General features: G+C 73.1%; 10 protein-coding genes. 6 read left to right on the forward strand and 4 right to left on the reverse strand.

Annotation, left to right across the window (positions count from 1 at the left end; translation table 11 throughout):
* Positions 1-67 precede the first annotated feature (67 nt).
* Both LO762_RS07930 and LO762_RS07935 read right to left on the reverse strand, forming a co-directional pair.
* Positions 68-1,852 (reverse strand): ABC transporter ATP-binding protein, encoded by a 1,785-nt coding sequence (locus LO762_RS07930; RefSeq protein WP_304523628.1) that lies wholly within the window; start codon positions 1,850-1,852, stop codon positions 68-70.
* A 20-nt stretch (positions 1,853-1,872) separates the two neighbouring features.
* A complete protein-coding gene (locus LO762_RS07935) occupies positions 1,873-3,552 on the reverse strand; it encodes an ABC transporter ATP-binding protein (protein ID WP_230613644.1) in 1,680 nt (559 codons plus the stop codon).
* Positions 3,553-3,804: 252 nt separating this feature from the next.
* Here LO762_RS07935 and LO762_RS07940 point away from each other — a divergent pair, with 252 nt between their 5' ends.
* Positions 3,805-4,980: a CaiB/BaiF CoA-transferase family protein gene (locus tag LO762_RS07940; RefSeq protein ID WP_230613646.1), complete on the forward strand. Its 1,176-nt coding sequence runs from the start codon at positions 3,805-3,807 to the stop codon at positions 4,978-4,980.
* Positions 4,981-4,994: 14 nt separating this feature from the next.
* Here the strand turns inward: LO762_RS07940 and LO762_RS07945 are convergent, their stop codons facing one another.
* A complete protein-coding gene (locus tag LO762_RS07945; protein WP_230613648.1) occupies positions 4,995-6,137 on the reverse strand; it encodes a CaiB/BaiF CoA-transferase family protein in 1,143 nt (380 codons plus the stop codon).
* A 298-nt stretch (positions 6,138-6,435) separates the two neighbouring features.
* Here LO762_RS07945 and LO762_RS07950 point away from each other — a divergent pair, with 298 nt between their 5' ends.
* Complete coding sequence (locus LO762_RS07950; RefSeq protein ID WP_255685194.1) at positions 6,436-7,896, forward strand: PKD domain-containing protein; 1,461 nt, start codon at positions 6,436-6,438, stop codon at positions 7,894-7,896.
* 199 nt (positions 7,897-8,095) lie between these two features.
* Positions 8,096-9,586: an aldehyde dehydrogenase gene (locus LO762_RS07955; protein ID WP_230613650.1), complete on the forward strand. Its 1,491-nt coding sequence runs from the start codon at positions 8,096-8,098 to the stop codon at positions 9,584-9,586.
* A gap of 149 nt (positions 9,587-9,735) precedes the next feature.
* On the opposite strand, the gene LO762_RS07960 is transcribed toward LO762_RS07955, so the two are convergent.
* Entirely contained in the window at positions 9,736-10,197 is a 462-nt protein-coding gene (locus LO762_RS07960) for a VOC family protein (protein WP_230613652.1), read from the reverse strand.
* Between the two features lie 210 nt (positions 10,198-10,407).
* Here LO762_RS07960 and LO762_RS07965 point away from each other — a divergent pair, with 210 nt between their 5' ends.
* From LO762_RS07965 to LO762_RS07975, 3 genes are all read left to right on the forward strand, one after another.
* Entirely contained in the window at positions 10,408-10,749 is a 342-nt protein-coding gene (locus LO762_RS07965) for a DUF4286 family protein (protein ID WP_230613654.1), read from the forward strand.
* Positions 10,750-11,031: 282 nt separating this feature from the next.
* The gene (locus LO762_RS07970) at positions 11,032-13,287 is read left to right on the forward strand and encodes an ATP-binding protein (protein WP_230613656.1); all 2,256 of its coding nucleotides are present in this window, start codon (positions 11,032-11,034) and stop codon (positions 13,285-13,287) included.
* Complete coding sequence (locus tag LO762_RS07975) at positions 13,284-13,670, forward strand: roadblock/LC7 domain-containing protein (protein ID WP_230613658.1); 387 nt, start codon at positions 13,284-13,286, stop codon at positions 13,668-13,670. Before LO762_RS07970 ends, LO762_RS07975 begins: the two co-directional genes overlap by 4 nt.
* The last annotated feature ends 109 nt before the right edge of the window (positions 13,671-13,779 follow it).

Genomic DNA, 13,779 nt, shown 5'->3' on the forward strand with positions numbered 1-13,779 from the left:
ACCCGCAGGGACCGGCCCTGCCTGAAGGGCCCTCCGGTTCGGCTCCCGGAGGGCCCTTCGGCGTGCGTCAGGGGCGGTGGTCGGACCAGGCGCGCCAGAGCGCGGCGTAGCGGCCGCCCTGGCGGAGCAGGTCGTCGTGGGTGCCGGTCTCCACGACGCGGCCCTCGTCGAGGACGACGACGCGGTCGGCGGACGCGGCCTGGGTGAGCCGGTGCGCGACGACGAGGGAGGTGCGGCCCCGCACGGCGGCGTCGGCGGACGCCTCAAGGGCGCGGGCACCCGAGCTGCCCGCCTCGGCCGTCGCCTCGTCCAGCACGACGACGCGCGGGTCGGCGAGCACGAGCCGGGCCAGCGCGAGCTGCTGGGCCTGCGCGGCGGTGAGGCGGTGCGCGTCGTCGCCGACGACGGTGTCCAGGCCCTCGGGCAGGGCACGGGCCCAGCCGTCCGCGCCGACCTGTTCCAGGGCCGCCCAGAGGGCGTCCTCGTCGGCGTTGGGGCGGGCGAGGCGCAGGTCCTCGGCGAGCGGCCCGGCGAACACGTGCACCTCCTGGCTGACCAGCGCGGACGGCCCACCGACCGTCACCGCGCCGCCGCCCGGCGGGTGCACGCCCGCGACGAGCCGGGCCAGCGTCGTCTTGCCCGCGCCGCTCGACCCGACGAGCGCGACCCGCTCGCCCGGCGCGACGTCCAGGTCCACGCCGTGCAGGACGGGCCGGTCGGGCCGGTAGGCGTAGGAGGCTTCGCGGACCCGGATGACCGGCTCGTCGGAGGGCTCGGGACGCGCCTCGTCGCCCGTCTCCAGGTCGGCGACGCCGACGAGGCGGGCGAGGCCGGCCGTCGCGGTCTGCGCGTCGTCGGCGAGGCCGAGCGCGACGTTCACCGGGGTGAAGAGGCTGTGGAAGTACAGCGCGGCGGCGCTCGCGGTGCCGATGCTGATCGCGTCCCGCCCGACCAGGAAGTACGCGGTGACGAGCACCGCCGTCAGCCCGGCGAACTCGGCGACGTTGAGCCGGGAGAAGAACGTCGTCACCAGGCGGACGCCGCGCAGCGCGAGGTCCACCGAGGCGTGCGACCGGTCCGCGACGAGCCCGACGTGCCGGTCGGCGAGGCCGAACGCGCGCACCGTCGGCGCGCCCCCGACCGTCCCCAGCATCTGCTGCTGGAGCGCGCCCGAGGCCACCCGCTGCGCCGCGTACAGGGGCGCCGCCCTGCGCGTGTACCAGCGCAGCGTCACGATCTGGAGGGGGACGGCCACCAGCGCGACGATGAGGAACCGCCAGTCGAGCACGGCGAGGGCGGCGAGCGTCAGCACGATCGTCAGGACGGCCCGGATCAGCGCCGGAACCGCCTCCCGCACCACCTCGGTGACCACGGTGACGTCACCGGTGACGCGCGACGTCAGGTCGCCCGACCCCGCCTTCTCGACCCGCGCCAGCGGCAGCGCCAGCGCCCGCTCCACGAACCGCTCGCGGAGCAGCGCGAGCATGCCCTCGCCCGCCCTGGCCACCAGCGACACGCCGACGGCGGTCGCCGCCGCCTGCACGAGCGCGATCACCACGAGCGCCACCACCGGCCCCGTCACCGCCCCGGCGGGCTCCCCCGCCGCCACGAGGTCGATGATCCGCCCCAGCACCGGCGCCGCCAACAACCCGACCACGGTCGCCCCGACCAGCACCGCGACCCCGCCCCACGCGGCCCCCCGGTGCTCCCCGGCCAGCTCCACCACCGCCGCCCGCACCCGCCGAGGCTCCGCCACCGGCAACAGCACACGCCCGTCCTCGTCCGGGGCGGGTCTGGGTTCCGGGACGGGGGTGGGGGTGTGGGGGGCGGTGGGGTCGGGGGCCTCGGGCATCGGGGGGTTCTCCTCGGGCATCAGGACAGGACCGCGGTGCGGTAGGCGGGGTTGGTGAGGGCCAGGGAGGCGTGGGTGCCCTCGTCGGCGACGGCGCCGTCGGCGACGAGCACCACGCGGTCGGTGACGGCCAGGAGCGCCGGGCTCGTGGTGACCAGGACGGTGGTGCGGGACTCGCGGGTGGCGCGCACGCCGTCGGCGATCCGGGCCTCGGTGGCGGCGTCCACCGCCGTCGTCGGGTCGTGCAGGACGAGCACGGGTGCGGCGGTCGCGAGGGCGCGGGCCAGGGCGACGCGCTGGCGCTGTCCGCCGGACAGCGACCTGCCGCCTTCGGCGAGCCGGGTCCCGCCGCCCTGCGGCAGGTCCACGACGGCGGCGGCGAGCGCCGGTTCGGCGGCGGGCCCCGCGACGTTCTCGGCGACGGTGCCCTCGAACAGGTCGGCGTCGTGGTCGGCCACCACCACGACGCGCCGGACGTCGGCCGGATCAACACCGGCGAGGACGGCGCCGTCGAGCGTCACCGCGCCCTTGTCGGGGTCGGCGTCCCGGCCGAGCAGCCGCAGCAGCGCGACGGCGGCGCGCGGATCGGGCGCGACCACCCCCAGCAGCTCACCGGGCGCCACCCGCAGGGTCAGCCCCTCCAACGGCCCGTAAGACACCTCATCGAAGGCGATCTCCCCTTCGACGTCCGTAGGCAGCGTGCCCTTCCCTTCCGGGACGGCGTGCGGCTCCGCCAGCAGCGCCGCGATCCGCTTGGCCGAGGCGCGGCCCTGCGCGATCTCCGCGTTCGCCCAGCCCAGGATGAGCAGCGGCGTCAGCATGAACTGGGCGAGCCCGACCGCCGCCACGAGGTCGCCGACGCTGATCTCGCCCTGCGCCGCGAGCCGTCCGCCGACGAGCGCGACGAGCGCGAGGAAGATCCCGGTCATGCCGAGCACCCCGCCGTCGTGCCACGCCTTGGTGACGGCGGCGCGCAGCGTCGCGGCGAGCGCGGCCCGGCTGGTGCGCCGGTACCTGGCGACGGCGGCTGCCTCCGCGCCGAGCCCCTTGACGACCCGCAGCCCGCGCACGAGGTCGGCGGCGACGGCCGAGGCGTGCGCGGCGCGCTCCTGCTCCGCCTCGCTGCGCCGCTCCAGCGGCCGGGCGAGCAGTTGGGCGAGGACGAGCAGCGGCGGGATGCCCAGCAGCACGAGCAGGCCGAGCGGCACCGAGACCCGCAGCAGCGCGATCCCGCCGACCACGGCGCCGACCACGGCGGCGACGGCGGAGGCGAGCGCCACGGTGACGGCGCCGACCCTGCGGGCGTCCTCGGTGGCGATGCTGACGAGTTCGCCGGGCAGCCGTCCGGAGGCCATGCCGCGCGGGTCGAGGACCCTGCGCGCGATGGAGATCCGCAGCCCGTGCGCGGCGCGTTCGGCGGCGCGTCCGGTGGCCCGGTAGCTCATCCGGTAGCTGACGGACAGGCCGACGAACACCAGGGCGAGCACGGCGATCCAGCGGATCAGCGCCCGGCCGTCGCCGCCGCGCACGGCCTGGTCGATGAGCACACCGACGACGACGGGCACGAGCGCCTCGCCGGCCTGGTGGATCGCTTCGAGGACGGCCCCGGCCGTGGTGTCCCGCCACTGCCCGCCGACCGCCTGCCGCAGCACGCCCCCGCCCGCGCGGCCGCGCTCGGCCGCCTCCCGTCGCCGCTTCAAGCGCACACCAGCCTCCCACCCGACAAATAAGGGAAGGCTAACCTAACAGTTTTACCCGGCCCATCCCCTACCCAGGGAAGCCTAAGGAACCATCGGGTGGCCGGGAAGGGCGATCATCGCGCGGCAGCCATGCCGAACCATGAGCAATCACCCCTAAACTCAACGTAACCCCAGTAATCGACCACTGGCCCGCAAACCACACATAATGTATTATGCGTCACAACCCCTGGTTGATTGAAGCGAGGTCCCTCCGTGCAGCACAAACCCCTCACCGGCATCCGCGTCCTCGAACTCGGGAGCTACATCTCCCTGCCCTACGCCGGGGCGCTCCTGTCCGCGCTGGGCGCCGACGTGGTGAAGGTGGAGCGGCCGGAGGTGGGCGAGGACTTCCGGCGCCGCGCCAACGACAAAAGCCCGTTCTTCATCCAGTACAACGCGGGCAAGCGCAGCCTGAGCGTCGACCTCAAGCGGCCCGAGGGCGTCGAGCTCGTCAAGGCGCTGGTGCCGCGCTTCGACGTGGTGCTGGAGAACCTGCGGCCCGGCAAGCTCGCCGCGCTCGGCCTCGGCCCCGACGTGCTGGCCGGGCTGCGTCCCGACCTGATCCACGGCTCGGTCAACGGGTTCGGCGAGGGCGGCCCGCTCGCCCACCGGCCCGCCTACGACACGATCGGGCAGTCCTTCAGCGGGCTCTACTCGATCCTCGGCGAGCCCGGCTCCGCCCAGCTGTCCGGGACGATCTTCGCCGACCTCATCAGCGGGTTCACCACCCTGACCGGGGTGCTCGCCGCGCTCGTCGGCCGGGGCAGGTCCGGCGCGGGCGTGCGGGTGGACACCTCGATCATGGAGGCGGTCAGCACCCTCACCGCCGACGCGCTCACCCAGTACCACGACACCGGCGCCGCCCCGCACCGGCAGAGCCGCCACCCGCAGGCGCAGAACTTCTGTGTCGCGACGGCCTCCGGCGAGAGCATCGCGATCCACCTGTCGTCCTCGGAGAAGTTCTGGGGCAACTTCTGCGACGCCATGGGCCGTCCCGACCTCAAGACCGACCCCCGCTTCTCGGTCTACCGGCTCCGCGAGGACAACTACTTCGCACTCGTCCCGATCGTCGAGGCGGAGTTCGCCAAGCGGACGGCGGAGGAGTGGGACAAGCTCCTCTCCGAGTTCGACGTCCCCTTCGCCCCGGTCCTCACCATGGCCACCTGGACGACGCACCCGCAGGTCCAGTGGCTCGACCTGCTGGAGCCGACGCCGGACGACGGGATGGCGCTGCTCCGGCCGCCGTGGCGCTTCGACGGCGTCCGCCCCGACCGCGGCGGCGTGACGCCCCGCGTCGGCCAGCACACCAGGGAGGTCGCCGCGGAGGTCTACGCCGCCGCCGAGATCGACGCGCTCATCGAGGCCGGCGTCCTGTTCGCCGACGCCTGACGCCCGGCGGCCGGTCAGCCGTCGGCCACCTCGGCGCGGATCGCGTCGGTGTGCTCGCCCAGCGCGGGGACGGCACCGGCCGGGACGCGCCAGTCACGGCCGAGCGCGGGCGGCAGCAGGGCGGGCACCGGGCCGGCCGGCGTGCCGACCTCGCGCCAGCGCTCCCGCTTGACCAGTTGCGGGTGCGCGGCGAGGTCGGCGACGCTGTTCAGCCTGGCGTTGCCGATGCCCGCCTCGTCGGCGAGTCGCTGCACCTCGGCGAGGTCGCGGGCGGCGCACCAGGCGCCCAGCACGGCGTCGAGTTCCGCGCGCCGCTCCACCCGGTCGGCGTTGCGGGCGTACCGGGGGTCGGCGGCCAGGTCGGGCCGCCGCAGGAGGTTCTCGGCGAGCCGCCGCCACTCCCGGTCGCTGGTGGTGCCCAGGACGGCCGTCTGGCCGTCGCGGGTCGGGTAGGCGCCGTAGGGCGCGATCATCGGGGAGCCCATGCCGACGGGCACCGGCTCCTCGCCGCTGTGCAGCACCCCGTTCAGCGCGAAGCCCATGAACTCGGCGACGACGTCGAGCATCGCGATCGGGATGACCGTGCCGTGCCCGGTCCGCTCCCGCTCGTACAGCGCGGCGAGGATGCCCGAGTAGGCGTACAGGGCGGTGCCGATGTCGGCGACGGGGATGCCGGGCTTGGCGGGCGCGCCGGGCAGCCCGGTGATCGAGCAGGACCCGCCCTCGGCCTGGACGAGCAGGTCGTAGGCGCGCTTGTGGTCGAGCGGCCCGCCCTTGCCGTAGCCGGAGATGTCCACGACGATCAGCCGCGGGTGCCGGTCGAGGAGGTCGTCGGGCGCGAGGCCGAGCCTGCCGAGCGCGCCGGGCGCGAGGTTGCTGACGAACACGTCGGCCCTGGCCAGGAGCCGGGTGAACACCTCGAAGTCGGCCGCGTCGGTGAGGTCGAGCGCCGCTGACTCCTTGCCGTGGTTCAGCCAGACGAAGTGCGCGGCCAGGCCGCGCACCACACCGTCGTAGTGCCGGGTCGAGTCGCCGATCCCGGGGTTCTCGACCTTGATCACCCGGGCGCCGAGGTCGGCGAGGTGGCGGGTGGCGAGCGGTGCCGAGATCGCCTGTTCCAGCGACAGGACGGTGACGCCCTCCAGGGGAGCGCTCATCGGGCCGCTCCTTTCCGTGACGCGTGCGGGGAAACGGAGCGGACGCGGTGCCGACCGTCGTGAGCAAAGAGCGCAAAATATATCATGTTTGAAGCATTCGACAGCCGCACCCGTGTGCAACTACTTGGACAGTCGGCCGATTCCGGCGTGACTAGTGTCGGGCACCGAGCAGCCGGAACCACCCCGAAGCGTCCCCGCTCCGGCTGCCCGAGCGACGCGCCTGCGGATCGTAAGCACCCCCTCCGGCGCCTGAACACGGCTCATCCAAGGCCCCCGACCCACGGAGACGTGAACACCCTTGTTCAGGAACACGAAGCTTCACCCGCGCACCGCCGCGACCGCCTCCGCGGCCGCGCTGACCCTGGCGGCCACCGCGCTGCTGGCCTCCGCGCCCGCCACCGCGGCCCCCGAGCCCGCCGACACCGCCCCGAAGTCCCGCTTCCTGCTGACCGGCGGCACCGCCTCGATGGACACCGCCGTCTTCCGGCTCGGCCGGGAAGGCTCCCTCGCGAAGGTCCCCGGATCGCCGTACAAGACGGACTTCGGCTTCTCGGTCGTCGTCAGCCCCGACGCGAAGACCGCTTACATCGCGAGCCTCAAGAACAACTCCATCACCGGCTACCGGATCGGCGCCCAGGGGTCCCTCACCCCGCTGCCCGGCGCCAAGATCGTCGCCGAGACACCCGTCATCGGCCTCGCCCTCACCCCCGACGGCAAGCGGCTGTTCGCCACCATCGGCGGGCTCAACGGCAAGGTCCGCTCCTACGACGTCGCCGCGTCGGGCGAGCTCAGGCCCTCCGGCGCCCCCGAGTTCCGCCTCGGCGGCGGCACCCTGCTCAGCCTCCCGGCGGTCACCCCCGACGGGAAGCACCTGTACGTCGCGGGCATCTTCGCCAACAACGTCTACGCGCTCAGGATCGGCAAGGACGGCACCCTCACCCAGCTCGGCGACCCCGTGCCGACCGGGAACACCGCGGTGCTGCCGTCGATCACCCCGGACGGCCGCTTCCTCTACATCACCAACGAGAACAGCGAGAACGTCTCCGGCTTCGCCATCGGCGCGAACGGCAGGCTCACCCCGACGCCCGGCTCGCCCTACGCGACCGGCGGCATGCCGCACGGCGTCGCGATCACCGCCGACTCGCGCCGCCTGTACCTGCCCGAGGCGGCGGGCGGCGACATCCCCGGCTTCGCGATCGGCGCCGACGGCAGGCTCACCCCGCTGCCCGGCTCGCCCTACCCCGGCCCGCGCGACGGCAACATGCCGGGCCTGGTCAGGCTCAGCCCCGACGGAAGCAAGCTCTTTGTCATCGACGTGCTCACCAGGCACATCTCGTCGCGGATCTACACCTACGCTGTGAACCCCGACGGCAGCCTCACCGAGTCCGGGCTGCCCGCCGTGGACACCGGCGTGGTGTTCTCCGACGGCCCCGCCACCGTGATCACCCCGAACCTGGGCCCGGTCGCGGCGCTGAAGGCCACCGGCGGGAACGGCCGCACCAGGACCTTCTCGGCCAGGGAGTCGCGCGACCCGGACGGCACGGTCGCCGCCTACCGCTGGACCTTCGGCGACGGCACCAGCAGGACCACCACGTCGCCGACCGTCAGCCACACCTACGCGGCCCCGGGGAGGCACACCGTCAGCGTCACGGTGACGGACGACGAGAACTGCTCGACCGACCTCTTCTACACCGGCCAGACCGTGCACTGCGGCGGCGGTGACGCCGCCCGCGCGACCACGGAGGTCGCCGTGGACTGAGGCGTGCGCACCCGCCCCGCGCACGGCTCCCCGCGGGACTCCCGCCCGGCTCACCCCGGGCGCCGAACGGGCCGCCGCCCGCCCCCCACGGCGGTCCCCGGGTCCCCCGCCCGCTTTCCCGGCGGGCGGGGGATGGAAACCCACCACAGGATCCGAGCATAATATATCATGTCTAAAATTTACCCCCTGAGGAGGGGCCATGACCGTATCCGCCGAAGACGCGCTCGCACTCGCGCTCGGTCCCGACGGCAAGGAGGGCAGGCTGCTCATCGACGGCGCCCTCGTGCCCGCCCTTTCCGGCGCCACGTTCGACGTCGTCGACCCCGGCACCGGCGAGGTCGTCACCCGGGTCGCGCGCGCGGACGCGAGCGACGTGGACGCCGCCGTCGCCGTCGCCCGCACCGCCTTCGACGAAGGGCGTTGGACCGGTCTGTCCTCGGCCCAGCGCGCCGTCGTGCTCTGGCGCGTCGCCGAGCTGCTGGAGGCCAACGCGGACGCGCTGGCCCGGCTGGAGAGCCTCGACGTCGGCATGCCGGTCACCCAGGCGCGGCTCATGATCGCCGAGGCGGTCAACCAGTTCCGGTACTTCGGCGGCTGGGCCGACAAGATCGAGGGCAAGACCGTCGAGATCGGCCCCGGCGAGCGGCGCTTCCACGGCTACACCCTCAGGGAGCCGATCGGCGTGGCGGGGCCCATCACCGCGTGGAACGCGCCGCTGATCAACCTCGCCATGAAGATCGCGCCCGCGCTAGCGGCGGGCTGCGCGTGCGTGGTGAAGCCCTCCGAGGAGGCCCCCCTCACTTCGCTCGCCGTGGGCAGGCTGCTGCTCGAAGCGGGCGTGCCCGCCGGCGTCGTCAACGTGCTCAGCGGCTTCGGCGACGCGGGCGCCGCGCTCACCGCGCACCCCGACGTGGACAAGATCAGCTTCACCGGGTCCGGCGAGGTCGGCCGGCGCATCATCCAGGCCGCGACGGGCAACCTCAAGAAGGTCGCGCTGGAACTCGGCGGCAAGTCCCCGACCATCGTGTTCGCCGACGCCGACCTCGCCCAGGTCGTGCCGGGCGTCGCCGTCGGCATCTTCTGGAACACCGGCCAGATCTGCACCTCGGGCAGCCGCCTGCTCGTGCACCGCTCGGTGTACGACCAGGTGGTGCAGGGCGTCGCGGACGCGGGCCGGGCCACCCGGATCGGGTACGCCACCGACCCCGACGCCGAGATCGGCCCCCTGATCTCGCGGCGGCACCTGGAGCGGGTGTCCGGGTACGTCGAGAGCGGCATCGCGGAGGGCGCCACCGTCGTCAGCGGCGGCAAGCGCGTGGGCGACCGGGGCTTCTTCTACGAGCCGACCGTCGTCGCCGACGTCACCAGCGAGATGAAGATCGTCCGGGAGGAGATCTTCGGCCCCGTCATCGGCGCGCTGCCCTTCGACGACGTGGACGAGGCCATCGCGATCGCCAACGACACCGAGTACGGGCTGGCGGGCAGCCTGTGGACCCGGGACGTCGGCGTGGCGCACCGCGTCGCGCGCGGCCTGAAGGCGGGGCGCATCGGCGTCAACATCCACCGGGCGGGCGGCGTCCAGATGCCCATCGGCGGCTACAAGCAGTCCGGCTGGGGCCGGGAGAACGGCGCCGACGCCGTTGAGGAGTTCCTGGAGACCAAGTCGGTCGTCGTCAACCTGGACCGTTGACCCTGAGACGACCGGCCCCACCGAGCCGACGGCCCAGGGAGACTGCCCTCTCCCTGGGCCGTCCTCACCTGCCCGGCGGAGGCCCCGGAGACAGCGGCGAGCCCGCCGCCCGGGGAACTTCGGGCGGCGGGCTCGGCGGGGGAAGCGCGTCAGCGGAGGACGCGCTCGTGGATCTCCGGGATCGGGTGCGGGATCTTGGCGGTGCCCTCCGGGAGCGACTCCAGGACCTCACCCGTCGAGGAGATGATCTCGACGAGGTAGCCGTCGGGGTCCACCGCGATGGTGATCGTGACGCCGCCGACCGACAGCGGCGGCTCGAAGGCGAGCTCGTGGCCCGCGGCCTTGAGCTCCTCCGCCGCGGCGGCCGCGTCGTCGACGTTGAGGACCACGTTCGTCCACGACGCCTGGCCCGAGTGCACCGGCAGCGCGTCGCCCGCGATGAGGACGAGCGAAGGCTTGCCGTCGGCGCCGGCCAGGACGACCTCGATGACGTCGGGGCCGGTGAACTCGATGCGGTGCACCTCGGTGAAGCCCAGAACCGTCGTGTAGAAGGCCACCGACTTCTCGATGTCGCTCACGACGATCTTCGACTGGGCGTAACGGGCTTGCATTCCTGTACCTCCAAGAGGGGGGGTGAACGGTACGGAAGAACCGCCGCCGAGCGCCCGATCGGCGGCGTGCGCAGCATCATGGACTACGTATTATGTATTGAAACACACACCCAGAAGAGACGCGCTTCACATCCGAAGCAATGCACGATATATTATCCATCTCACTTTCCCCCACCCCCGACGCGTCGTCGGGAGAGGAGTCCACACCCCATGGGTCAGTACACCTACATCGTCCTGACGAACCCGGTCGAAGGCCGCGAGGACGAGTACAACGACTGGTACGACAACACCCACCTGCACGACGCCCTGCGGATTCCGGGCTTCGTCGCGGCCCAGCGGTTCGAGCTGGCCGACGCGCAGCGGGCCGAGCCGCCGCACCCGTGGAAGTACCTGGCCATCTACGAGCTGGAGATCGACGACCCGCAGAAGACCGTCGACGCGCTCGCCGCCGCCTACAACACCCCCGACATGATCATCAGCGAGGCGCTGTCCCAGGTCCGCCTGGGCTGGATCTACCAGCCGATCACCGAGCGCCTCGAAGCCAAGCGCTGAACCATCGGCGCGTCACCGCCGGAGCCGCCGCCCGACCGGCGGCGCGCTCGGCCGCGTCTCCCCCGAGCCCGTCCGCGACCCCGTGCGGACGGGCTCGGCCCGCTCCGAGCTGGTCCGGCACGGCGGGGCTGGCTGCGCGGCACTCGATTTCATCTCGAAACCGGCGGCCCGTTGCCGTCGATCCGCGCGCGAACTACCGTGCAGGTGAACATCATGCATCATATGAAACTCATGATGCACGATACGAAAGACTTTTGTGTTTTGAGGAGGACGGGATGAGCCGTGCGCGGTAGACGGTCGGCGACCAGGAGCCCGAGGAGGTCAGGAGCCGCCCCCGTCGGCGGACGGCTCGCCCTCGTCCTGGTCCTCCCCCTCGTCTCGCTCGTCGCGCTGTGGGCCTTCGCGGCCGGCGCGTCGCTCAACGAGGCGCTGCGAATGCTTGACCTTCGGGCCCAGACCGAATACCTGCACAAACCCATCGAGGGGGTGATCATCGCGATCCAGGAGGAGCGCACGGCGGCCGCCATGGGCACCTCCGACTTCGCCGACAAGGTCTCCAGGACCGACACCCTCATCGCCGGGTTCCGCGCCGAGGCGTTCTCCCCGGACAGCCGCGACGTGATGGACCCGATCACCGAGACCCGGCTCCGCGCCGTGGACGACGCCCTCACCGGGATCTCCACCCTGCGGGCCCAGGTGAAGGACGCGAACCCGCTCGACGTCGTCAACGGCTACAGCGAGGTCTTTGACACCATCATGTACCTGATGGGTGTTGTGGTCTCCATCGACGACCTCGACATCCAGCGCAACGGCGCCTCGGTGCTCGACCTGTTCCGGTCCAGCGACCTCCTGATGCGCCAGACCGCGCTGCTGGGCGGCCTGCCCCACGACGGGAAGCTCGACCCCGCCCAGCGCGCCGCGTTCGCGGGCTGGGCCAGCGCCCGTGAGCAGTTCTTCCGCCTGGGCGTGTCCGGCCTCGACGCGGAGTACGCGGCGAAGTTCGAGGCGGCGGCGCGCACCCCCGAGTACGCGCGCCTCACCGACCTGGAGCGGCGGATCGGCGTCGCCGGGGTCAACACCAAGAACGGGCCGTCCGTCGCCGAGTGGCAGCAGGCCGTCGGCGCCGCGATGCCCGCGCTGTTCGGGCCCACCCCGGACGTCGTCACCGCGCTGCGCGCCGACGTCGAGCCGATCGGGCGGCAGATCATGACGCGGCTGGTCGTCGCGGGCGGCCTCGGGCTCCTCGCCGTCATCGGGTCGCTGCTGCTGTCGATCCGGCTCGCGCGGAGCATCACCGGCGACCTCAAAGGGCTGGAGAAGGCGGCGCACACCCTGGCCGACGAGCGGCTGCCCGACGTCGTCGCCCGGCTGCGGCGCGGCGAGGACGTCGACAGGTCTCTCGCCGAGGCGCCGCTGCCCGGTGACGCCAGGACCAGCGAGATCGTGTCGGTGGCGCGGGCGTTCGGCACGGTCCAGCACACCGCCGTCGAGGTCGCGATCGGCGAGGCGCACCTGCGGCAGAGCATCGGCAAGGTGTTCGTCAACCTGTCCTGGCGCAGCCAGGGCCTCCTGCAACGCCAGCTCCAGCTCCTCGACCAGATGGAGCGGCGCGCGGCGAGCCCCGAGGAACTCGACGACCTGTTCAAGGTCGACCACCTGACGACCCGGATGCGGCGGCACGCCGAGGGTCTGGTGATCCTGTCCGGAGAGCCGACCGTGCGCGCATTCGACCACCCCGTACCGATCGAGGACATCATCAGGGCGGCCATCGGGGAGGTGGAGGACTACACGCGGGTCGAGCCGATCGTCTCCCGGTCGTCCTCCATCACCGGCGCCATCGTCGCCGACGTCATCCACCTGCTCGCCGAACTCATCGAGAACGCCACGGTGTTCTCGCCGCCCGGCACCGAGGTGCTCGTCAAGGCCGAGACGGTCGCCAACGGCCTCGCCGTCGAGATCGTCGACCGCGGGCTCGGGCTGTACCCGGACCAGATCGCGGAGCTGAACGGCAGGCTCGCCGACCCGCCCGAGTTCGACCTCGCCGACTCCAGCAGGCTCGGCCTGTTCGTCGTCGCGCGGCTCGCCGACCGGCACGGCATCAGGGTCGCGCTCCAGCCGTCCGCGTACGGCGGCACGACGGCCGTGGTGCTCATCCCGTCGGCGCTCACCGTGCACGAGGCGGAGCGGCGGCCCGCCGTCGAGCGGTCGGCGCCCCGGCCGGAGCTGGAGCCGCCCGCGACGTCCTCGGGCGCGCACGCGCGGCCGCCCTCCCCCGTGCTGGAGCCGCCGCGCGGCGCGGACAACAGGTTCGAGTCCGGGAGCACGCCGGGACGGCTGCCGCGCCGCCGCCGCCAGCAGAACATGGCGCCGCAGCTGCGGACCAGCGCCCCACCCGCCGCCTCCCTGCCCGACGACGACTTCGAAGAGCCCGATCCCGAGTCGAGCCGCGCCCTCATGGCCTCGCTCCAGCAGGGCTGGACGATGGCGCGCGAAGGGAAGAACCCCGCAGACCCCGAGAACGAACGGAACAGACCGTGACCGGCGAACTGAACTGGCTGCTCGACGACCTCGTCGACCGGGTGCCTGCCGTCCACCAAGCCCTCCTCCTCTCCCGCGACGGCCTGGTGATGGCCAACTCGCGCGGACTCGCCGCCAAGGACGCCCAGTTCCTCGCCGCGCTCTCCTCCGGGTTCCACAGCCTGGCCAGGGGCGCCGCCGAGCACTACGCGGCCGACCGCATCAACCAGGCCGTCATCGAACTGGACGACCGGCTCTTCTTCGTGCTGCCCGCGGGCACCGGCACCTGCCTCGCCGTGCTCAGCGACTCCGGCCCGCAGGCCGCCCAGGTCGCCTACGAGATGGCCGTGCTCATCGAACGCGTCAGCCGCCACCTCACCGCCGCCGCCCGCACCGGCACCTGACCCTCCCGACCCGCCCCATCCACCTGACCCGCCCCATCCACACCGGGGCCCGCGGCCCTTCCCCAGCCGCGGGCCTCCCTCCCCTCCCCCAGGCCCTCCGCCCACCCCT

This window comes from Actinocorallia sp. API 0066 (assembly GCF_020991275.1).
GTDB lineage: Bacteria > Actinomycetota > Actinomycetes > Streptosporangiales > Streptosporangiaceae > Actinocorallia.